This is a genomic window from uncultured Maribacter sp. (assembly GCF_963975365.1).
Taxonomy (GTDB): Bacteria; Bacteroidota; Bacteroidia; order Flavobacteriales; family Flavobacteriaceae; genus Maribacter.
Map to the genome: position 1 here is coordinate 98,746 of NZ_CAXBGF010000012.1, position 23,537 is coordinate 122,282.

At 35.2% G+C, this 23,537-nt stretch carries 19 protein-coding genes and 1 tRNA gene; 11 read left to right on the top strand and 9 right to left on the bottom strand.

Annotated features, from left to right (window positions below):
* The first annotated feature begins 471 nt into the window (after positions 1 to 471).
* The 5 genes from AACZ49_RS13710 to AACZ49_RS13730 all read left to right on the top strand — a co-directional run bounded on the left by AACZ49_RS13710 (position 472) and on the right by AACZ49_RS13730 (position 4,423).
* Positions 472 to 894 (top strand): hypothetical protein, encoded by a 423-nt coding sequence (locus AACZ49_RS13710; RefSeq protein ID WP_339655945.1) that lies wholly within the window; start codon positions 472 to 474, stop codon positions 892 to 894.
* 46 nt (positions 895 to 940) lie between these two features.
* Positions 941 to 1,417, top strand: coding sequence for a hypothetical protein (locus AACZ49_RS13715; protein WP_339655946.1), 477 nt, complete (start codon positions 941 to 943; stop codon positions 1,415 to 1,417).
* A gap of 238 nt (positions 1,418 to 1,655) precedes the next feature.
* Entirely contained in the window at positions 1,656 to 3,155 is a 1,500-nt protein-coding gene (locus AACZ49_RS13720) for a Do family serine endopeptidase (RefSeq protein WP_339655947.1), read from the top strand.
* 179 nt (positions 3,156 to 3,334) lie between these two features.
* The gene (locus AACZ49_RS13725) at positions 3,335 to 3,817 is read left to right on the top strand and encodes a DinB family protein (RefSeq protein WP_339655950.1); all 483 of its coding nucleotides are present in this window, start codon (positions 3,335 to 3,337) and stop codon (positions 3,815 to 3,817) included.
* Between the two features lie 525 nt (positions 3,818 to 4,342).
* Positions 4,343 to 4,423: a hypothetical protein gene (locus tag AACZ49_RS13730; protein WP_339656010.1), complete on the top strand. Its 81-nt coding sequence runs from the start codon at positions 4,343 to 4,345 to the stop codon at positions 4,421 to 4,423.
* Here the strand turns inward: AACZ49_RS13730 and AACZ49_RS13735 are convergent.
* Together AACZ49_RS13735 and AACZ49_RS13740 are read right to left on the bottom strand one after the other, a co-directional pair.
* Complete coding sequence (locus tag AACZ49_RS13735) at positions 4,413 to 5,054, bottom strand: phosphoribosyltransferase family protein (RefSeq protein WP_339655952.1); 642 nt, start codon at positions 5,052 to 5,054, stop codon at positions 4,413 to 4,415. The genes AACZ49_RS13730 and AACZ49_RS13735 overlap by 11 nt on opposite strands.
* The gene (locus AACZ49_RS13740; protein ID WP_339655954.1) at positions 5,047 to 5,715 is read right to left on the bottom strand and encodes an alpha/beta hydrolase; all 669 of its coding nucleotides are present in this window, start codon (positions 5,713 to 5,715) and stop codon (positions 5,047 to 5,049) included. The genes AACZ49_RS13735 and AACZ49_RS13740 overlap by 8 nt, the downstream gene beginning before the upstream one ends.
* Positions 5,716 to 5,932: 217 nt before the next feature.
* Here AACZ49_RS13740 and AACZ49_RS13745 point away from each other — a divergent pair, with 217 nt between their 5' ends.
* A complete protein-coding gene (locus AACZ49_RS13745) occupies positions 5,933 to 6,961 on the top strand; it encodes a zinc-dependent alcohol dehydrogenase family protein (protein ID WP_339655957.1) in 1,029 nt (342 codons plus the stop codon).
* Between the two features lie 84 nt (positions 6,962 to 7,045).
* Positions 7,046 to 7,450 (top strand): hypothetical protein, encoded by a 405-nt coding sequence (locus AACZ49_RS13750; protein ID WP_339655959.1) that lies wholly within the window; start codon positions 7,046 to 7,048, stop codon positions 7,448 to 7,450.
* 296 nt (positions 7,451 to 7,746) lie between these two features.
* Here the strand turns inward: AACZ49_RS13750 and AACZ49_RS13755 are convergent, their stop codons facing one another.
* The 3 genes from AACZ49_RS13755 to AACZ49_RS13765 form a co-directional block, all read right to left on the bottom strand.
* The gene (locus tag AACZ49_RS13755) at positions 7,747 to 8,175 is read right to left on the bottom strand and encodes a hypothetical protein (RefSeq protein WP_339655960.1); all 429 of its coding nucleotides are present in this window, start codon (positions 8,173 to 8,175) and stop codon (positions 7,747 to 7,749) included.
* 348 nt (positions 8,176 to 8,523) lie between these two features.
* A tRNA-Arg gene (locus AACZ49_RS13760) sits at positions 8,524 to 8,595 on the bottom strand.
* Positions 8,596 to 8,659: 64 nt separating this feature from the next.
* Complete coding sequence (locus AACZ49_RS13765; RefSeq protein ID WP_339655963.1) at positions 8,660 to 9,238, bottom strand: RidA family protein; 579 nt, start codon at positions 9,236 to 9,238, stop codon at positions 8,660 to 8,662.
* 239 nt (positions 9,239 to 9,477) lie between these two features.
* On the opposite strand from AACZ49_RS13765, the gene AACZ49_RS13770 reads away from it, so the two are divergent.
* Positions 9,478 to 10,722 (top strand): MFS transporter, encoded by a 1,245-nt coding sequence (locus AACZ49_RS13770; protein ID WP_339655965.1) that lies wholly within the window; start codon positions 9,478 to 9,480, stop codon positions 10,720 to 10,722.
* 73 nt (positions 10,723 to 10,795) lie between these two features.
* Here the strand turns inward: AACZ49_RS13770 and scpA are convergent, their stop codons facing one another.
* The 4 genes from scpA to AACZ49_RS13790 all read right to left on the bottom strand — a co-directional run bounded on the left by scpA (position 10,796) and on the right by AACZ49_RS13790 (position 17,110).
* Positions 10,796 to 12,955, bottom strand: coding sequence for a methylmalonyl-CoA mutase (scpA, locus tag AACZ49_RS13775; RefSeq protein ID WP_339655967.1), 2,160 nt, complete (start codon positions 12,953 to 12,955; stop codon positions 10,796 to 10,798).
* A complete protein-coding gene (locus tag AACZ49_RS13780; protein WP_339655970.1) occupies positions 12,948 to 14,321 on the bottom strand; it encodes a methylmalonyl-CoA mutase subunit beta in 1,374 nt (457 codons plus the stop codon). The genes scpA and AACZ49_RS13780 overlap by 8 nt, the downstream gene beginning before the upstream one ends.
* Before the next feature lie 106 nt (positions 14,322 to 14,427).
* Positions 14,428 to 15,234: a DUF6503 family protein gene (locus tag AACZ49_RS13785; RefSeq protein WP_339655971.1), complete on the bottom strand. Its 807-nt coding sequence runs from the start codon at positions 15,232 to 15,234 to the stop codon at positions 14,428 to 14,430.
* 238 nt (positions 15,235 to 15,472) lie between these two features.
* A complete protein-coding gene (locus tag AACZ49_RS13790) occupies positions 15,473 to 17,110 on the bottom strand; it encodes an ABC-F family ATP-binding cassette domain-containing protein (protein WP_339655973.1) in 1,638 nt (545 codons plus the stop codon).
* 604 nt (positions 17,111 to 17,714) lie between these two features.
* Between AACZ49_RS13790 and AACZ49_RS13795 the strand changes: the two genes are divergently transcribed.
* From AACZ49_RS13795 to AACZ49_RS13805, 3 genes are all read left to right on the top strand, one after another.
* Entirely contained in the window at positions 17,715 to 18,203 is a 489-nt protein-coding gene (locus tag AACZ49_RS13795) for a hypothetical protein (protein WP_339655974.1), read from the top strand.
* A 3-nt stretch (positions 18,204 to 18,206) separates the two neighbouring features.
* The gene (locus tag AACZ49_RS13800) at positions 18,207 to 18,608 is read left to right on the top strand and encodes a hypothetical protein (protein ID WP_339655977.1); all 402 of its coding nucleotides are present in this window, start codon (positions 18,207 to 18,209) and stop codon (positions 18,606 to 18,608) included.
* A 902-nt stretch (positions 18,609 to 19,510) separates the two neighbouring features.
* A complete protein-coding gene (locus AACZ49_RS13805) occupies positions 19,511 to 23,518 on the top strand; it encodes a two-component regulator propeller domain-containing protein (protein WP_339655978.1) in 4,008 nt (1,335 codons plus the stop codon).
* Positions 23,519 to 23,537 lie beyond the last annotated feature (19 nt).

Genomic DNA, 23,537 nt, shown 5'->3' on the forward strand with positions numbered 1-23,537 from the left:
TGGGCATATACGAACCTGGCAAAGGATTACCTAGTCACCTTAACGATGAGCCCAATCGGTGTCACGTTGACATCTGGTAAGAATACCCGTTCATCCAAAATAACCTATTGGCTCTGCAACCGTTTTCATAATTGCCTTTTTTTAATTTTATTTACATAAATCTGCCTTTCTTCAGATAAAAGGGAAACCTTATTTAATAGAATTAAAAGTAAAAGCATTTGATATCACTCAAAATGACACACATCAGTCTGTAGTTATTTTATCATCGATTCTTATCTATTCCTATAAAAAACGGGCGAAATGAGAAACGATAAATCCTTTGAATTTTTTACGATTTCATAATTATGAATTGTTATGCCCAAATAAATTCAATACTTCATCGCATCTATTTGAGAATTTAAGTCCAGAATGATGCAGATCATTTCGAAGATGGTGGGTTTCCCATTATTTTGTTTATGAATTGATAATAAGATGGATATCAAAATAAAGGAACTATACCGGTCAGTACAGCTATTTCTCATAACTATAATCTTAATGCTATTGGCAAGCTGTGGCCCTTTGGTTATGACCACAGGGGTCATCGAGCCACCACCACGTTGGTTCTACCCGAACAGGTTGGAAGTTGTGCGTTATGTGTATTTTCCGGAACATCATTTTTATTTTGACCTATCGGCCCGTACCTATCTTTATTTTGACAGGGGCGTTTGGGTACGCCGTAAGGTCTTGCCACCACCTTACAGAAATCTAGATCTTAGGCGTTCAAGATACGAGCGAGTAAAAGGATATCGAGACGATAATATACGCTCCTATCACGAGGAAAATAATGCAAATAGAGGAAGAAGTAATAGGACCACTACGAGAAGTAACAGGAATACGACACGGAGGAACAATTAAAAAGGATTTTTTGAAATCAAAAACGAATATCTTAAAATTTGACACTATGAAAAATATAATGACAATATTATTGGTCTTGTTATTTGTGGGATGCAAAGGCCAAGAAAAAGAGAAACTACAGGAAAATGAAAAAAAGGAGTTGTCCGAAAAACCCAAGCAAGAATGGGAAGTTCACAGAGAATTTGATGAGCAAGGTAATCTAATACGCTACGATTCCGTCTACAGATATGCCTTCCCCAATGCAGAGGGAGACTCGGTTCGAGTAAATCTAGATAGCATAATGAATTCTTTTAGGGGCTATTTTGATTATCATGCTCCCTATAAATGGAACGATGGGCTCTCCTATTTCCCCAAGTCGGACTCCCTTTTCATGAAGGACTTTTTTAAGGAGGACTATTTCTATGACCATTGGAAAAGAAAACCATTGGACATAAAAGAAATGATGAGAAAAATGGATTCCACCAGAAATTCGTTTCTGAGAAAATACCATCCGGGACTACTGGAATCGCACGAAAATGATTGATAGCATAATTTTACTTTAGTCTCCTATAGTACACTAATGTGAATTATGGTAATAAAGATTATAGGTCTAAAAATAATTCAATTACCCCATTGTACTATTTGAACAAATGATAAGGATTTTCATTTACAGAGACGTTTCCATATCGCTATGTAGAATTAGGCATAGAAATGGTTTAGAGGCAAAGCATTTAGATAAGATATAAAATTCAAGTACAATAAAAGCATTTAACACAAAAATCATGAAGAACATAAAATTCAGTTTAAGCGCACTATTGATAATTTTGATGTCTATATCAATAACATCTTGTAAGGAGGTAAACGACCTAGAGGCAAACACAGAAAATGAACAGGTTCAGTTTTATGCGGAGAACAGGGATGCTGATGAATCTACGGAAAATGAAAATTTTAAAGGCGGGCCAGTTGATTTTACCGATACCGCCAAAAAAGTCTTGGATGCCGTGGTGCATATTCGATCTACACAGAGTCCGCGTAGCGGAAATGAAGATATACAGCCACAACAATTACCCGATTTTTTTAGGGAATTTTTCGGTGACAGATTTCAATTGCCAGAAAATATGCCGCAAGAACCAATGTACGGATCAGGCTCAGGAGTTATTATCGATGAGAAAGGTCATATTGTGACCAACAACCATGTTATAAATAATGCCTCAGAATTGGACGTTACGCTGCACAACAACGAAACGTATAAGGCCATCGTAATTGGTGCTGACCCTGCTACGGATCTAGCATTGTTACAGATAAAGGGCGACAACTTAAAAGCGTTATCGTTTGTCAATTCCGATGATGTAGAAATCGGAGAATGGGTATTAGCCGTAGGTAACCCTTATAGCCTTTATTCTACGGTTACGGCAGGTATCGTAAGTGCCAAAGCACGTAATATCAACATGAATCCTGAGAAATTAGCGGTTGAGAGTTTTATCCAGACCGATGCTGCCATAAACCCTGGTAATAGTGGCGGTGCCCTAGTAGACCTTGATGGAAGAATTGTGGGAATCAACTCGGCCATTGCTACCCGAACGGGTAGCTATACAGGATATGGTTTTGCCATACCGAGTAACATTGTTACCAAAGTGGTTAGCGACCTTTTAAAATATGGCAGTGTACAGCGTGGTATGCTCGGTGTAACCATAACCACGATGAACGGTAGTTTGGCCAAGGAAAAGAAAATCGATTTCGTAAAGGGCGTTTGGGTCGAAACTGTCGGTGAAGAAAGTGCAGCTGAAAAAGCGGGCATCGAAGAAGGTGATATTATCGTGAAAGTCGATGGTATAAATATTACCACCTCGCCAAGGTTACAGGAAATTATTGCGCAGCATAGACCAGGCGACAAGGTATCTGTTGTTGTGAACCGAAAAGGAAAAGAGAAAGAGTTTCAAGTTACTCTTGAAAACGTAAAGGGCACCACCAATATTACGAAAAAGGAAAATGTAGAAATGCTCAATTATCTGGGTGCAGATTTTGAAATCCTGGACAAGGAAACAGCTAAAAAATTGAATTTGGAAGGTGGAGTGGTGGTTGTTAATTTACACCCTGGGGTATTACGCCAGAAAACACAAATGCGCGCCGGTTTTATCATTACTCATATAGATGGTAAAAAGGTGACCGATATAAAGGAACTGGTTTCCGCTCTCGAAAAGAAAGAAGGGGGTGTAATGCTCGAAGGAGTATATGAAGATATGCCCGGAAAACAGTATTATGCTTTCGGACTTGATTCTTGATTGTTTGGTGAATTGAATATGATCCAACGATATGATAAAGAATCTAACCTACTAAGCGAATCGCAGTCACTTTTGAATATACTGTACTTCACTATCAGTGTCAAGTTCAGTTTTATTATGTGCTTTTGGACTCACCATACTAAATTCAAAAACGCAAATTTTTAAGAAGGGTAGCACTTATGGACACTTATGAAAGTATACAAGGATTAGCAGAGTTTTCTTCTGAAATACGCAAAATTACCCTTGAAAGGCTTCAAGAAGTTCCTGAGGGTTTTTTTAATTGGAGATTGAATAACACAGCGATGAGTTTTGGACATATCCTAAAACACCTTATTGAGGTAGATGAGCTTTTTTTCAGTTTAGGAACATCCAAAGAAAACCAATTTCAATGGGAATTAGGATCAGAACAACCAAATATAGACCTAACAAAACATACCTATGAGACAAAGATTCTAGAATTAAAAAAAAATCTGAAAAAACGATATACCGCTATCTGCATACTTGATGATTTTGGGATGAATAAGGAAGTTGCCGATAAAAATGGAAAGAAAATGAGTTTCTGGTGGTTTATTATGAGGAATGTTTTAGAACACGAAATTTATCACACGGGTCAGATAGCAGCTTATCTAAAAGTTTTGAAGGGAGAATCATCAGAGATTTAATTCACTATTTACATAAATCGAACTTTGTAGTGAAAAAGTCATAGTAAAAACTCACCTAGGGTTATGAAAATTTGTTTGAATCAAATAAAGTATTCATTTCAGATTCATATTTTAATTATATCCGTAGGAATTTCGACTTATATGGTCATATCACCACGAAGCACAATAGGTTGCTTCTGAATTGAACCGTATTATCTTTATCCAATCGTTTTCTGAAAAATCATGATATTCGAAATTTGCTTTATAGGATGGATGGTCTTGATTTACCAAATTTTTGATATCAATTTGCAAACGGTCTGCCAGTTCTGGTATCTAGGTACCTGTTAATTTCGTTTTTAAAATATCAACTTCTAAAATTGGTAATCCTTTCGCTTTAGGGTAAACTAATGTTTGTTTTCACTTCTAGATTTAGAACTGTAAACAATAGAAGAATTTGAAACCGAAATGTCTAATCAAAAAATAGCCGCATGACTCTTATCTAATTGTCCACTTTTTTGTTGCAAGTCCACCTATAAAGATGTTAATATGGTGGTCGAGACCGTAAGCGATTCGGGTATTGCCAAGAAAGTCGCAAAATTGAGACCAGTGGCAGTTATTAAGGGTTAGTTTTTGTTGATGTATATGCTTTCTCCAATAACTGTATCGCTTCCTGATCGGAAACTTGATAGAATTCTTCATAAAACTGCCCAACCGCCTGAAAATTGTAAGGTACTTGTAAACAAATTACTTCATCAACTTTTAGAGTGCTTTCAAGTTTTCTTATTGCCGAATTTGGTGCTACGGGAATCGCTACGATTATTTTTTTCGGACCTTGTTCACTAACTAGTTCTATGGTAGCCAATAGTGTGTTACCGGTCGCAATTCCGTCATCGATAATGATTACTGTTCTATCCTTGACATTTTGGGGCAAACGATTTTTGTAATATTCGTCATGGCGTTTTAGGAGTTTTTCACGGATACGCTCCGTCTCTTCAATTATATACTCTTTATTAACGCCCATGTCATTCGTCAATATAATGTTATCTAGACTTACCGCCCCAATGGCATATTCCTTATTTGAAGGATGTCCTATTTTTTTGGTCAGGGCTACATCTAAAGGAGCTTGCAAAGCCTTTGCGACGATTGCCCCTAAAGGCAGACCTCCTCTAGGAATGGCAAGGACCACAACATTTTCATCCTTGAATTTCATCAATTTTTCCGCTAATTGATGACCTGCATCTATTCTATCCCTAAACATCTTTTTTTATTTTTTCTGGATGCAGATATTTTGCAAACCAATTAGCTGATATGCGCGCTACCTCTTCCAATTTTCCCACCTCCTCGAATAAATGGGAAGCATTTGGTATGATTTCTAATTTACGTTCGCCTTTTAACTTCTGATATGCTTTTTTATTAAGCTCAATAACCACATCGTCCCAACCTCCTACAATTAAGAGGGTGGGAGCTATTACCTTATGTAAATCTTGCAAGGCCATATCTGGTCTGCCCCCTCTTGAGACGACGGCCTCGATGTCTTTACCATAAAAAGCGGCGGCACGTAACGCCGAAGCCGCACCGGTACTAGCTCCAAAATACCCGATAGCCAGACCTTTGGTCTCTTTTTGTAGTTGTACCCATTTGGTCACATCAATCAGACGCATAGTCAGTAAATCGATATTAAATCGGTTTTCATAGATTTGGTCTTCATCTTTTGTCAATAAATCAAAGAGCAAGGTTGCCAATCCTTTTTCTTGTAAAACTTCGGCTACATAATTGTTTCTAGGGCTTAGGCGACTACTTCCACTACCGTGAGAAAAGATTACCATTCCTATGGCGTTTTTGGGAACAGCAAGATTTCCCTTTAACACAAGTCCATCTAACACGATATTTACGGATTTATATTTCTGCTCAGTTTGCATTTTACTGGTCTTTTAAATTGGATTAAAATTAAGGGAATGCCTTAGGGTAAAAAATGACCGAGATCATTCTAGCCAAAATATTTTGAATGATCTTGATCATTTAAAACCCATTTTGCTTCAATTATATTTATGCAAATTAATCTTGAAGACTTCCCATAAAGATTACCGTGGTTCGATTAAAAATTTTAGCGAAAATTGGAGGACAATAAATAGATGTATGAAAGCAATGATCCTAAAAAAAATATCCGATTTAAAGGAAAATAGAATGCCACTAGATTTGGTTGATATTCCCATTCCAGAACCCAATGAAAGTGAAGTTCGAATTAAAATCTCGGTCTGTGGAGTCTGCCATACCGAACTCGACGAAATCGAAGGGAGATTGATGCCTCCAGAACTTCCGGTAGTACTTGGGCATCAAGTTGTCGGTCTTGTGGAAAAATTAGGTTTAGGAGCAACGAAATTTCAGATTGGCGATCGAGTGGGTGTCGCTTGGATATTTTCCGCTTGTGGCAAATGTAAATTTTGTAAAGAAGGTAATGAGAACCTTTGTGATGATTTTAAAGCCACTGGAAAGGACGTTAATGGCGGCTATGCCGAATATATGACCGTATCGGAAAAATATGCGCATAACATTCCAGAGTTTTTTACCGATAGTGAGGCAGCCCCTCTACTATGTGCTGGAGCTATAGGTTATCGGGCCATCCATCTAGCCCAGATAACTGATGGTGATAGGTTAGGACTTACAGGTTTTGGGGCTTCGGCCCATTTAGTACTGAAAATAGTCAAGTACTGCTACCCGAATACCAAAGTGTTTGTATTTGCAAGAAAGGAAGAGGAACGGCAATTCGCCAAAAAACTTGGAGCCGTTTGGGTGGGCGACACAACAGATTCATCTCCCGAAAAAATGAAAACCATCATAGACACTACGCCAGCTTGGAAACCCGTTGTAGAAGCATTGGGCAACCTAGAAAAAGGAGGGCGATTGGTTATAAACGCCATTAGAAAAGAGGACCATGACAAAGATTACCTTAAAAACCTATCCTACCAAGAAGATTTATGGATGGAAAAGGAACTCAAGTCTGTTGCCAACGTAACGGGGAAGGATGTTTCCGAATTTTTGAAATTGGCGGCAAAAGCAAAAATAAGGCCCAATTATCAAGTTTATCCCTTAGAAGAAGCAAACAAGGCATTGTTGGAACTAAAGGAACAACATATCAGTGGAGCAAAAGTGTTACAAAACCGGTAGAAAATAATGTACAGAACTGATAATTATCATTTAAGTATTCAGCCATAAAGCTTAACTTTTTGATCAATTTAATCATTTAAGAATATGTTGGGCGAACAGAACACACAAAAAGAACTGTTGACCGATTTCCATCATGACGCACAATGGTGGAGAACGGCAGTTGGATATTTTGAAACTGAAACCCATTTCATAGATCGGTTGCTGTCTACTAAAATATATAAAGAAAACACACCCAATCTATATGAGCGGTTACAACTATTCAAGCAAGAACTAAACACTAGAAATAGAGATACCAAAAATCTAAAAAAAGAACTGGAATTATATGAAACCAAGTTGCTAGGTATTTTAGAATGCCAAGATATTTCTTGTGACACCTATTATCTGCAAAACCACAAGGACTTAAAAAAACGTTTTGAGGAATTCTATACCAATTTCAACACCTTTAAGACAGGCGTGTTCAATTATATCGAAGGGGTTCTTTTAGTTTGATTTCCGACCGAAATAATTTTGTTCTAGTTTACTTAACTTATTTTAAAACACTGATAACACCAAGTTATTTCTGTAAAATTTGAGAATGTTTAAACGTTTATCTTTATTCAAAACCCCTTTTAAAAAACAAAACATGAAAACACGATTAATTTTCATGTTATTCTTTGTTTTTAATCCAATTATTTTTTTCAAAAAAAACCCAAAATCAAAGGGAATATTGATGACGTTATTAAGGAATCTCTAAGAGTGAAGAAGACCCGGTTAAGGCAATGTGCATAGATTAAGACCTAAACTATTTAATAATAAGGATAGTAATACGTTTTCGGAATACTTATGTTGTATTCCGATTGAAGAAAAGTGACTAAATCAATAAGTTCCTGAACAGTCATAGCTTCATTGTAATTCTTCATCTTAGAATGGCCCGATTCGGTAGTCTCGGTAGCATTATTTTGTTTGTAACGCGGAGCGATTTTGTGCGATGGATTGATAACCGAAGTGACAAGATCTCCATAAGATTTTTTAATGGTTACTTCACCGCCAAGTTGAATATTGAGACTATCACTTCCACCCTTCCACTCAATCTCAGAAATACTATGGCATTCATTACAGGCCAATCTCTCATAAGTCGCTTTTCCTTCTTCAATATTACCTTGAGGTAATGCAAACCCAAGGGCTTGCTCATTGCAACTACTTAAAAGTACACCCCCACATATTAAAATGAGCATTAGTAGGTACTTTGACAGTTTGCAGAAGGTATTATATTTAACAGTCATAATTTGTTGTTTTAATTAATGATTTGATTCATCACCATAAAAATTGATTAAAACAAAAGTAGTGTACAAGAAAAACAAGGTAAATGACCTGCGTCAGTGAATGTATATGATTGAAAATTTTGAAGTAGTACGCGCAACAAACATCTTTAAGTTCAACCAAATTAAGGACGAAAGACAAATCATCTACAAATCGTTTAATTAAAATAATCCGTTACATCGTACGAAAAGATTAAGATAAAATATTGAAGATTGTGAACTCTAGTAGATGGTTTTAAATGATATGATTGTGAACTCAAAAAGTGACCTCGGCAAGAATCGAACTTGCATCTAAAGTTTAGGAAACTTCTATTCTATCCATTGAACTACGAGGCCGGAATCTTAAAGTATGGCAAAAATAGAATTATTTAAACCAAATTTAAAATTACTTCCCAGTTAGCTATTCTTCATACACCTCAACAATCATCTCAACTTCTACCGCCATATTCCCTGGTAAAGAACCCATACCTACAGCAGCGCGTGCATGTTTTCCTTTTTCACCAAAAACGGCTACCATTAAATCAGAATATCCATTAATTACCTTAGAATGATCTGTAAAATCTAGCGTTGCATTGACCATACCGTAAACCTTAACAATCCTTTTAATCTTATTCAAATCACCCAATTCCATTTTTAACACAGAAAGTTGATTGATTCCTACTTCACGTGCAGCCGCATAACCCTCATCTATGTTTAAATCTTCCCCTAATTTGCCCACTATGTTCTCACCATTGGCTTGTTTTGGTCCTTTACCTGCCAAAAACAGAAGGTTGCCACTTTTAACCGCATGTACATAATTTGCTACTGGTTTGCCTTGATCTCGAAATACAATACCTAAACTTTTCAAATTAGCCTCCGGATTGTAATTTAAGTCTGCAGTAATCCTTTGATCACTTCCTGATTTTTTATTCAAACTCCTATCTATCTCACTACAGCTAAAAAAAAGTAGGCATAAAAAAACATAAATCAATCTCTTCATAAATATTTTAATTAGTGACATATTATTTAAGTACAAGTTAGTTAATACCTAAGCATCAACATAATAAGGTTAAAAATCTGAGGAATTGTAATTACATAAAACCCACTAAAATGTCTATAAAAAGTATTTTTTTGTGCTATATGTCGCACTTAAGGTATCATTTTACTAAAAAAGCATTGTTATTATTTCATTTTTATTAGTTTAGCAGTTAAACCAACAACAACTAAATCAATACAAATATGGAAAGTTCTAGTACAACTTCTAATGTAAATGCGAATAGGCTGTTCTATGCCAGCTGTTTCGCATTAATCACAACAGCCTTCTCTTTTGCTATAGCAGCAGGAATTCTAGATCAATTAAAAACAGAATTAGAATTAACCGCAAGTCAAGCAGGTTTAATTACCTCAATGTGGTTTGCAGGATTCCCTATTGCAATGGTAATAGGAGGACTTATTTACCATAAAGTAGGTGGTAAAATTATAATGCAATTTGCATTTTTCGCACATACGATCGGAATTATATTGTTAATTTTTTCTGGTAGTTATATTGGCTTATTAGTGGCAAATCTGCTTATCGGATTAGGAAATGGTTGTACCGAAGCTGCGTGTAATCCAATGATTGCAGATGCTTATAAAGGTACAAAAATGAGTAAAATGCTAAACCGTTTTCACATGTGGTTTCCAGGCGGCATAGCAGTAGGGAGTTTACTATCTGGATTCATGACAGATTTCGGAATCATCGGCCAAAGTCAAGTTTGGTTACTATTAATCCCAGCAGTTATTTACGCTTATTTGTTTTATGGGCAAACTTGGCCTAAGGCAAAAATAGAGGAAGCTGCAACCCTAAGTGGAAATTTAAAGGGTATGCTTACCCCATTATTCGCATTTATCGCAATATGTATGGCACTTACGGCTATCTCTGAATTTGGACCCAATCAATGGGTTGGCCTAATATTATCTAAAAGTGGTGCAGAACCAACGTTAATTTTAGCATTAACCGCAGGTTTAATGGCAATAGCAAGATATTTTGGTGGTGATATGGTAAAGAAATTTGACCAAACAGGTGTATTATTAGGGTCTGCTATTTTGGCAACCATTGGCATCTATTTATTTAGTACACAAACAGGAGCTATGGCTTACGTCGCTGCAATTATTTTTGCATTAGGAATTGCTTATTTCTGGCCAAACATGATTGGACTTGCTGCAACAAAAACACCTAAAACTGGTGCTTTAGGAATGTCTATCATTGGTGCTATTGGTATGTTCTCAACTTCAATTTTTCAACCTATCATTGGTGGTTGGATTGATTCTGATAGAGCAGCCGCATCAGCACAAGGTTTAACAGGAGATGAATTAGAATTAATATCTGGACAGGAAACTTTAGGAACTATGGTCCTATTCCCTGCTATCTTAATAGTTCTTTTCACCATCCTTTATTTTTGGATGAAGAATAGTAAAAGTGAAGTAGAAGTTGCTACAGCATAATTTCAAATTCAACCATAAAAAATGGCCGAACAAATAATTTGTTCGGCCATTTTATTTTCAATATTTAAAAGGCTTACTCCAAAAGTAACTCTAATAGCTGTATAGCCGCATCACTAATTTTAGTTCCAGGTCCGAATATTGCAGTAGCACCAGCTTCTTTTAAGAATTCATAATCTTGTTTTGGTACTACACCCCCAACAATAACCATAATATCATCTCGGCCGTATCCTTTCAATGCTGCAACCACTGCTGGCACTAAGGTTTTATGTCCCCCAGCAAGTGATGATATTCCAAGAATATGTACATCATTTTCTACAGCCTGTTTTGCGGTTTCTTTTGGCGTTTGAAAAAGAGGTCCAATATCAACATCAAAACCTAAATCGGCATACCCTGTAGCAACAACTTTCGCCCCGCGATCATGACCATCTTGACCCATTTTTGCAACCATAATACGAGGTCTTCTACCATCTTGCTCGGCAAAACGATCTGCTAACTCCTGTGCCTTTTTAAAGCTTCCGTCTTCTTTAATCTCCCTTGAATACACACCAGTAAATGAATTAATGATAGCTTTATGTCTGCCATACGCCTTTTCTAAAGCGCTACTTATCTCTCCTAAAGTTGCTCTTTCTCGAGCGGCAGCTACTGCTAAAGCTAATAAATTTTCTTCCGAATCGCTACCGGCCAATTTATTTGTTGCCGCCTTTGAAATGGCACTCAAACATTCCTCTACTTTCGTAGTATTTCGTTTTCTTTTTACCTCTTCTAATCGTAATAATTGCTGTCTGCGTACTTCTTTATTATCAACCTCCAATATTTGAAGTTCATCTTCGGCTATTAATTGGTATTTATTTACACCGACAATAACATCTTGAATACTGTCTATTCGAGCTTGTTTTCTAGCTGCAGCCTCTTCTATTCTAGTTTTTGGAATTCCTGTTTCGATAGCCATGGTCATTCCACCAAGATTTTCTATTTCCTCCATTAACTCCCACGCTATATGCGCTAAATCATGCGTTAATTTCTCTACATAATAACTGCCCGCCCATGGATCTACAGTCTTGGTTATATTGGTTTCATGTTGCAAGTACAATTGAGTTTCCCTTGCTATACGCGCAGAGAAATCTGTAGGCAACGCTATCGCCTCATCTAAGGCATTCGTATGTAAGCTTTGTGTTCCTCCAAAAACTGCCGCAGAAGCCTCTATAGTGGTTCGTGCTACATTATTGAATGGATCTTGTTCGGTAAGACTCCATCCACTAGTTTGGCAATGTGTTCTAAGCATTAAGGATTTTTCACTCTTAGGATCGAATTTCTTAACCACTTTGGCCCATAACATTCTCGCAGCTCGCATTTTGGCAATTTCCATAAAATGGTTCATACCAATACCCCAAAAAAATGAAAGTCGAGGAGCAAAATCATCAATTTTCAAACCTGCTTCTATTCCTGTTCTAATGTACTCCAATCCATTGGCCAAGGTATACGCCAGCTCCAAATGCGCTGGTGCACCGGCTTCATGCATATGGTAGCCAGAAATACTTATACTATTAAATTTGGGCATATATTTACTCGTATACTTGAATACATCTGCAACCAACTGCATGGATGGTTTTGGCGGATAGATATACGTATTACGAACCATGAACTCTTTAAGTATATCGTTTTGTATCGTACCTGATAATTGTTCTAACGAAACACCCTGTTCTTCGGCGGCAACGATATAAAAAGCCATGATAGGCAAAACAGCCCCGTTCATGGTCATAGAAACCGACATTTCATTTAGTGGAATACCCTCGAACAGAATTTTCATATCCTCGACGGTATCTATTGCCACACCTGCCTTACCAACATCGCCCACAACCCGTTCATGATCACTGTCGTAACCTCTATGAGTCGGTAAATCAAATGCCACCGATAATCCTTTTTGGCCAGCTTTTAAGTTTTTTCTATAAAATTCATTACTTTCTGTAGCAGTTGAAAATCCTGCATATTGACGTATGGTCCATGGGCGTTGCACATACATTGTAGCATAAGGTCCACGAAGAAAAGGTGGCATACCTGCAACAAAATTAACGTGTTCTAATTCTGATATATCATCTTTAGAATATCTTTTTTTAATTGCAATTGTTTCAGCTGTTTCAAAAACCGCCGTATTCGATGAGTTTGTCTCATCAATTTTAGCCGAATTATGATCTGAGTTCTTTAAACTAATATGTTGCAAATCCTTTCTACTCATGTGATAATCGGTTTTGCTCTAATTCTTCCGCTAAACGCTTTTCAATTATAGGTGTAATCAAAGTTTTTCTAGGATTCTTCTTTAAAAATGGATAAATCTCCAATTCCCCTCCCATAATATCATTTTTATTCTGATATGTATTTGTGCCAACTAAAACAGTCTTCTTATCATCAAATTTATCTTGCTGCCTTTTTGCGCTATCAGCTATTTTATTCTGTATAGAATTATTCTTTAATTGTTTAAGAAAGCCGCCTTCTTTTTCAATAGACTTAAAAAGAACCAAAGCCTTTTCCGCTAATTGATTGGTTAAGGTTTCTATATAATAACTACCCTCTGTAGGGTTTTCTACCTTATCAAAATAGCTTTCCTCTTTCATCAACACTAACTGATTTAGGGCAATGCGATTTGCGAAAACGTTATCCTTTTTATAAATGGAATCATAAGGTAAATTATAAACGGTATCAGAACCTCCAAGAACTGCAGACATACATTCAGTTGTCGTTCTTAGCATATTAACATTATAGTCATATATGGTTTTATTCCGTTTCGATGGAATTGTTGAGATGTGGCAGCGCGGAGAAATCTCGTATGCTTCAGTAAGCGTTTTCCAAAGATTTCGTAACGCTTTCAACTTTGCTATCTCAAAAAAATAATTACCCCCAACGGCAACTTTGAATTCTATACTCTTTAACTTTTGTAGATTTCCATTCCCATGCAATACGTTAAAATACTCATTGGCATGTGCTAATGCATAGGCCAATTGTTGAGAAATATCTGCCCCGGCATTATCATAAAGCGCAAGATCTACACTTACTAAATTTTCAACATTCAAATCTATTAATTCGTTTAAAACCGCAAAATCCGAAGTTAGCGAATCATACCAATTACCAGACTTAGCTAGATGGCCAATAGGATCAGTTTGAAAATAAACATTATTAGAATTTGGAACTAGTTTAAAAATCTTATCAATGAAAACATTGGACAAAAATTGCATATCAAAAGAAATTTTTGTCTTATTTAAATCAATATTGTTCAAAAGTTTAACAACATCAACTGTTTCTTTATCAATTACAAAATGTATAACCTCAGCACCTTTCTTAATTAACCTGTGCGCTTTTTCATTGGCCATAATTGCATTACCTGCGTAAATGGATTGGCCTATTCTCCAAGGAGTTGTTAGCAACGATTCTATTTTAAGATTATCTAAATCGTCTGCATGGTAAAAAGGTTTTACTTTAATTCCTTCAGGAGAATCCCAAACAACTTCTTCATTATAATCCTTACCTTTTAAATCGTATTGAATTTTTTGTTTCCACTCTTTTGCAGAAACCTCCCTAAAATTTTCGAATAAGGCATCACCCTTCATATAAGACGGAGTTTAATTTAAAAACAAGTGATAATAATACGTATTTGAAAACCTCAAACAGCGCTTATCAAAGATACGATAAGTAAATTGTGTTCAACAAAAATGGCTACTCCACCATCTCGACGGAATTCAAATTCTGAATATCTGTAGTCTCTATCCTAGAAAGTTCCTTCAATTGTCCTTTTTCGAACATTTCAGGTAGTTCTTTTAAAGGGGTGCCAACTGGTGCTTCCCAATTAATGTAATCTTGAAAACGAATACCATCTACGGTTCTTGGGTTATACGCACTCCTAAATCGTACTCCACCGTCATTAACGCTATAACTGTACGCTATATAATTTATGTAATGCGATTTCTTATTTATCCAGTACATAAAAACATCATCGTGATCTTTACCGCCACCTATCTTACCAAAAGTAACTCTTACTACATCGTAATCTTCTCCTTTAATAATAGTTTCACCTGCACCTTCCTTTTGTACTGCTTTATCATTTAATTTATGCGGTAATGTAGCAAAATAAATAACCGAGTTCAGCGCTTCACTATATTTAGCAATATCCTTTTTTGATAGTTCCAGCAACTCATTATTAACTGTTCTGGCAAACTTTCCATCCTTTAAAATGTCTTCGATTTGATTACCCAAACTATCTGTTGACCTTACTTTATACGTATACCCGTTTTTATTTTCAAAAGAGAATAGTTTATCACGGAATAAAAATTGATAATAAGCAGAATCATAGAGACTTCCACCGTGGGCTTTAATTGCCTCATTTACCACAGCTTGAGTAGCCTCTTCTTTTAGTTCTTTAGCAGATTTTTCGGTTTGTGATGCATTTTTATCATCCTTTTGAAAGTCTTTACAGCCTACTACCATCAATAAAATAATAGTTACAATTTTAAAATTTCGATTCATATTTTGAAAATAAAAATTAAAGTTGAAATAATTGAAATCGTCTTCTCAAATTTTACTTATAGAATTTTATTTGTCGAACAGTTAATCTAATCCTAACCTCTCAAAGATATAGTTTAATAGAATTGATTACCGTAACTGCTATAAATCAATTAGTTGAAATCGTTGGTTTTAATTATAAACCTGGCAATGTAAATTACTTTACACAGTTATTTGTAATAAGAAATTTGATTGGTTACTATTATTTCATCAGATTGATTTCTGATATACTTTTAATTCTATTGCGTTCTAAAAAGGCATCAATCGTTTCAAAATGCTCTATTACCCTTTGGTCTTTAAATTCAAATACTTTTTCAGAAAGGCCTTGCAAAAAATCACGATCATGTGAAACCAAAATCAACGTACCGTCAAAAGTGGATAATGCTTCTTTTAAAACATCCTTTGATTTTAGATCCAAATGATTGGTAGGCTCATCCAAAATTAAAAGGTTTACAGGTTCCAATAATAATTTAACCATCGCCAAACGGGTTTTTTCTCCACCGGATAGCATACTTACTTTTTTATCTATATCATCACCACTAAACATAAATCTTCCTAAAATATTCTTAATCTGATTTCGAATATCGCCAAAGGCAACCTCATCTACCGTTTGAAAAATGGTCAATTCAGGATCTAATAATGAAGCTTGATTCTGGGCAAAATATCCCACTTTTGCATTATGGCCCAATTGGCAAGTTCCTTCTACTTCAATCTCACCTAAAATAGCTTTGATCATGGTAGATTTTCCTTCTCCATTTCTACCTACAAAAGAGACTTTTTCGCCCCTTGCAATAGACATATTCGCATTTTTGAATACTACTTTTTCTCCATAAGATTTAGAAACATCTTTAACGGTTACAGGGTAATCACCAGAACGTGGTGCTGGCGGAAAACTCAATTTTAAAGATGATGTATCTATTTCATCAATTTCAATGATTACCAATTTTTCTAACATTCGCTCTCGAGACGACACTTGATTTGTCTTGGAGTATGTTCCTTTGAACCGTTCAATAAAAGTCATATTATCAGCAATAAATTTTTGCTGTTCTTGATAGGCTTTGATTTGGTGAGACCTACGGTCTTCCCGTAATTGCAGATAGTGGGTATAGTTGGCCTTGTAATCATAGATGCGGCCCATGGTAACTTCAATAGTCCTGTTGGTAATATTGTCTATAAATGCCCTATCGTGTGAAATTACCATTACGGCGTTGGCTTTATTGAGTAGAAAATCTTCTAACCAGATTACAGATTCAATATCTATATGATTGGTAGGCTCATCTAACAAAATAAGATCAGGTTTTTGCAGCAAAATTTTGGCAAGTTCAATTCTCATGCGCCATCCACCACTAAATTCTTTTGTCTGTCTTGTAAAATCTTCTTGTTTAAAACCAAGACCCTTTAATGCCTTTTCAACCTCTGCATCATAATTTACATCTTCAAGCGCATAAAATTTTTCGCCAAGATCAGATACCTTCTCAATAATGCCCATATAGGCATCGCTCTCATAATCTGTTCTAGTTTCCAATTCTTTATTTAGCCTTTCCATTTCATCACGCATTTCAAAAACATGCTTAAAAGCTTTTGCGGCTTCCTCAAAAACAGTACACTTATCCTCCGTCAACAAATGCTGTGGCAAATAGGCAATTATGGCATCTTTTGGCACCCTTACATTACCACGATTCGCATTTTGTTCGCCCGCAATAATTTTCATCATCGTTGATTTTCCAGCCCCATTCTTGCCCATTAGTGCAATTTTATCGGTGGGGTTTATTACAAAGGATACATCACTGAATAAGGTTGTTCCACTGAACTCTACTGCCAAATTATCTACTGAAATCATGATTGGAATTTTAACAATGCAAAATTAGGGATAACTAATGGGCATACGGCGCCCTAACCCTAAAAAGTGAGTAGCCGGTTTTGATTTTTTTGATTGCCCACTTATCTCATTTGAAAAAATACTTCTCAGTAAAATTGTTTTAGTTTTTAAATCTTCTAAGGAATGCTGATCAGTATCATTTCCGCACGGTTATAATAGTACTTTATTTAAGCAATATTCTACAATCATGAAAAATCTAAACACCTTTAAAAAATATTTTACCCTTGCTATTTTTAGTATCGTTATACTCTTATGCATAGTAAGGTGCGGAAAAGACCCTTTTGACCTTATCGTATGTGACTCCTGTTCCCCTTCAAAACCATGGTCGGTTTGGAGCATTGATTTAAGCAATCCCTGTTTTGAAACTAAGGCTGATTGTGAAGCTTGGGCAGAAGGACATTTAGGACCTGACACAAAGTGTATGAAGTGTGATCATTAGAATATGGTTGACCAACAAACTTTCTTTATTTCCTTTTGTATTTTGTTCTGTGTGTATTTGTATTAACCTGACCTAAATCATAGTAGTCCATTCTGTTTTCAGCTAATTTTAGAAAAACTCAGAACGATGAAAACTCTCCGCTTGATTTTAATTTTGATTCTTATTTGTACACTTCCCGAGGTCCATGCGCAAAAGGTTAAACGATTCAAAACATGGATTACATTATTGGACGATACAAAAATAATAGGAACATTGTATTCCGCCAATGAGATCGAATTACTCATTATGACGGAAGATTTAACACAATTAAACATAGACCCAAAAACCATAGAAACAATAAAATTAAGACGGGAAAAAAATGTGGGCAAAGGCGCTTGGATCGGGGCTTTAAGTGGGTTGGCAGCAGGTGCTATAGCTGGTTATGTTTCTGAGTCTGGAAGTGGCTGGGAAGATGTGGGTGCAGTTGGAGGAGGCATACTGGGCGCCCCTATCGGGTCCCTTTTAGGGATGGGCGTAAGTTCAATTAAGGAAAAGTACATTATAAATGGAAATGAAGATATGTATCACTCGTTCCTTCCCAAACTGCAACAATATACACTTCACAAAAATATTTAACTAATGATTACTACTAATAAAAGGCTCAGTGCTATCGTAATTTTCCTAACTGTTATATTCCTTTTTCAAAGCTGTGTGGTATATCATAAAACTCCCACGAACTTAAAGAACGCATCAACCGAACGAATCAATACTAAAATTGTCAATACTAGTGGGGAAATTTTCAAATACAAATACATTACCTACGATAATGGAGTTTTTTTCGGTGTACACCTAAAATCAGGCGTATGGATCAAAACACCCATACATCAACAAGATCTTACACAGGTACTAGCCAAGGATAAATCGCGATCAACATGGGCAACCATAGGCATTATTGCGATTCCTGTCATTGCTGCTGTAATCATCGTGAGCACACTGCCCTGGGGTAGAACTTGGAACCTCTTTCCAGGGGAAGAACTTTAACCTCGAAAAATTACGGACGTAATTAATGCCGTCTAATAAAAATAAAAAATGCCGTAATTTGTTTTACGTAAATGCCGAAAACAAAAAATTCAACCTAACTAAATAGATTGGATTTCGCCATTTGCTCCCCTACCCTTTACCGATTTCATTTTTAAAGTTTTTGGCAATCTTCTTAATCTAAGTTGCCCCCATACTTTTTAATAAGTTAAGGGTACCATATTTATTAGGTCTTTTTATAACAGGAGCTGTTGTAGGTCCCTACGCCTTTGATTTACCGTAAGGCAATTGTAGTATAATCTTTTCATGCACAACAGGTTTACAATATATTATGTTTAAGGAAGGACTTGAAATACACTTAGCAGATTTCAAAAAAAAAACAGCAAATATTGAGCGAAATTAAAATTAATTCATGCAAGGCCGAAAAATAAGAATTTGATAAAGTGATTTACAACAAAGAGCTCAAAAAAGAAGCCCCTCATACAATTATACCATGACATATGACCCCCTTTTATCAAATCAAATATTGACACTAAATAAAATGCACCACCTAAGATATTTAAAACGAGAACGGTACAGATTAAAAAAAGGTGGACAATAATGTCATTGTTCAGCTTAAAATAATAAATTTAATATTCTAATAATTTATATCGGTTATTTGAGATTAGACCAATAGCAATTAAAAATCAAGAAATTTATTTGTGCTTTTTTCACCAAATGTAGGTTATTTATATTCCTAGTTAAATAAATTTTCAAACTACCACATTAAGTATTTATTAAAAATTTGAAAAGTTTAAACTCAATAATTAAGAAGGTTAACGAAGCTTGATCAAATTAGACTTCCGAATTAATCTTTTATGCTTACAAGAACCTAATGCTAAACTATATTTCAAAAATTGCTATAAATGAATCTTAAAAAATTTATACTCTTAATTGCAGAATCTTTTTTTTGTATCATTTATATCAATTGCATTGAATCTGCATCTTCGCAATCACAAGTCTCATTTAGACAGTTGTCGGTAAAAGAAGGCTTATCTCAAAATAGTGCAATTTCTATTTCGCAAGATAGTATTGGATTTTTATGGATAGCCACACAAGATGGGTTAAATAAATATGATGGAAGAAAATTTACAATTTATCCATATAATTTTTTAGACATTACCAAACCTGATTATAGTAATTTAGGAAAAGTCTATACCGATAGAGAAGGAGATGTTTGGATTATTCCTTCCAACAATTTACTTTATAAATTTGACCGTGTTGCCGATGTGTTCAAACCGATTTCAAGTTTAAAAAACACAAACATAATATTTCAAGATAAGAATTTGAATTTTTGGGTAGGCACCTATGATCACGAACTATATATGTTGGATCATGTCACTTATAACCCAAAAATCATATTAACGGCCAAAGAAATTCAAGGAGAAATTTATCATATAAGTCAACATAATAATGGTTCGCTTCTCATTACAACAAATAAGAAAATCATTGAACTTGACCCTAAATTATTAATAAAAACAGACATCTATCCTAAGACAAAATATGGCGAAGTACTAAAAGAAAATTTTAGCGCCCTTGTCACTGAAGCCTCGGGAAGGCAATGGATTAGCACCTATGGAAATGGTCTATATTTTAAAGATGAAAATGAGAACATAGTTCATAGAATATCAGAACTTTCATTTTTAGATCCATTACCTAATGATCTAAATATTTTAGCATTACATATTGATAAAAAAGAAAGATTATGGATTGCAACCTATGGTAATGGATTGTATATGATTAATTTAAAAAACTTTAAAATAACTCATCTTAGTACTGAAAAGCATAATCCAAAAGCATTACATTATAACGATATCTTAAGCATTTACGAAGATTATACCGGTACGCTTTGGTTTGGTTCTGATGGGGCGGGACTAAGTTATTATGATGAGTACTTAGAAAAATTCAATTCAATAACCAATTTTCAAACACCCGAAAACATTAGCATTGATGTTATAAGGGCAATCACGGTTAGCAAAAATGGCGATGTTTGGTTAGGAACTTCTGGCAAGGGGTTAACTAAATATGAAACAGCTACCAATAGTTGGAGAACATTTAATACAGAAGGAACTAGAAAACAGGCTATTTCCTCCGATAGAATTATGAGTCTGTTGATTGATAATGAAGATGATCTATGGATTGGCACTCAAGGTGGTGGACTCAATATACTCAATCAAAAAGGCGAGTTAGAAAAATATTCTAATACATCGACAACCAAATTATCGGCTAATACAATATGGTGTATTTTTAAAGATAATGACAATACCTATTGGTTAGGCTCTCGGGAGCATGGGTTAATTCAATTTGATAAAAAGAGAGGTGAAATTAAAAAATACACCACTAATGATTCACTGCCAAGCAATAATATTAGGGTGGTTACAAAAGGTAAGTCTAATGAATTTTGGCTAGGAACAGAAGAAGATGGAATTGTTTTGTTTAATATTAAAAATCAAACGTTTACTTCATACAAATTTCAAGCTTCTATCAATTCTTTATCTAATAATAAAATTAAGTCTCTTTATTATGACCCCAAAGGCATCTTATGGATCGGAACCAACGGTGGAGGTCTAAATGCCTTTGATATTGAAAAGAGTTTTTTTTACACATATACTGTTACAGACGGCTTAGCCAACAATGTAATCTATTCTATACAACCAGATGAAAAGGATAATTTATGGTTAAGTTCGAATCGAGGGATTACGAAGTTTACAGCTGCAAATAATTTAGAACATCCGCCGCAGATTACAAATTATGATAATTTTGATGGTTTGGCTACAGAGTTTAATACAGGCGCCTATTTTTCAGATCCATCGGGACAACTTTATTTCGGAGGGCTAGATGGTTTTTACTGGTTTCAGCCGGAGGAAATTAAAGGAAACATTACGCTTCCCAAAACAACGATAACAGGTTTTGAAGTATTGGATAAACCACAAACATTAAAGCAAGACATTACTTTAAAACATAATCAAAATACTATAACCTTTACTTTTTCCAGTTTACAATATTCTATCCCTGAAAAGAATATGTATAAATATAAATTATTGAATTTTGACGATAATTGGGTTTCCGCCGGGAATAATAATTTTGCCCGTTATCCCCAAATTCCTCCAGGAGCGTATGAGTTTAAAGTAAAATCCAGTAATTATGATGGCGTTTGGAATGAAATTCCAGAAACATTCAAGTTCTCAATAGCTTCGCCTTGGTACCTAACCAACATGGCTAAAATTGTTTATGCACTTTTATTTTTAAGCACAATTTTTGGCATATATTCTTATCTAAAGTGGCGTTGGAGAATGCAACTAGACCTACAATTAAAGGAAGATGAAGCGGAACGATTTAAAAAACTCAATGATTTTAAATCCAAATTATACACCGATATTTCCCATGAATTTAGAACGCCGCTTACACTTATTGCCGGACCTATAGATGCAAAATTAAATGAGGGTAATATAACAGATTCCGATTTCGCAAATTTCTCTATGATAAAGCGCAATACCAATAGATTATTATCATTGGTAGATCAATTATTGGACTTAGCCAAATTGGATAAGGGGAAGTTGAAATTAAATATTTTCCAAGGGGAGCTTAGCCTCTTCCTTTATACTATTGCCTCTTCTTTTGACTATTATGCAGACCTAAAAAAAATAAAATATACTATTGAAATAGCACCAATAAAAAATTCATGGTATGATGAGGATGTTATAGAAAAGATAGTAACAAATTTACTTTCTAATGCATTTAAATACTGTCCTAAACTAGGGTTCTGTGAATTAAAAGTCACAAGCGAAAATGATAAGGTATTAATTAGTCTAAAAAATACTACTGAAAACCTTACGGAAATACATATAGACAATCTCTTCACCCGCTTTTATCAAAAAGATGAATTTGCCGAAGGAGCAGGTGTTGGGCTTTCTTTGGTAAGAGAATTGGTACAGTTGTACCATGGTGAAATATCGGTACATCTAGAACAAAAGAACATCATAAATTTTCTAGTTTCCCTTCCCATAAACCTAGACTCTTTCGACAAAGGGACTTACAATAAAATAAGTACTCAAATTTTCAAACAACCAGATGTTATTTCAGAAATTTTTGAAGAAACACATGAAGATATTGAACTTCCTATTCTATTAGTGGTCGAAGATCACGAAGAGGTAAGGAGATTTATAACGTTGGCATTAAAACATAAATATCAAATTTTTCAGGCGGAAAACGGAAAACAAGGTATTAAAAAGGCGGTTGAAATAGTTCCAGATATCATAATTTCAGACATAAGAATGCCCATTTGTAGTGGTATTGAACTATGTAATACACTAAAAAATGACGAACGCACAAGTCATATCCCCATAATACTTCTTACTGCAGGTATAGGTGAAGAAAATGAATTGAAGGGATTAAAAGCCGGAGCAGATGATTTTATAACAAAACCTTTCAAATTAAGAATCCTTGAAAAAAGAATAGCTAACCTTATAGACATAAGAAAAGCGCTTCGAAAACGCTATAGTCAAGAGTTAATACTTAAGGCAAAAGATATTGCCATTACTCCTACCGATGAATTATTTTTGAATAAAGTGCAACAGATTCTAGATACTCATTTGTCAAACCCTGAGTTTAATGCTGTTTTTTTTAGTAAAGAAGTTGCAATGAGTAGAATGCAATTACACAGAAAATTATTGGCCTATACAGGGCTGACCACTACTTCATTTATCAGATCTCAACGCTTAAAACAAGCACTGCATATTTTAAAAACTTCAGATGCCTCTATAAATGAAGTTGCCTATGTTGTTGGTTTCAACACACCTTCCTACTTTATTAAATGTTTCAAAGAAGTATATAAAAAAACACCTGCCGAATATTTTCAATCACCTGATATATAGGTTTTTACTCTTCATGTTA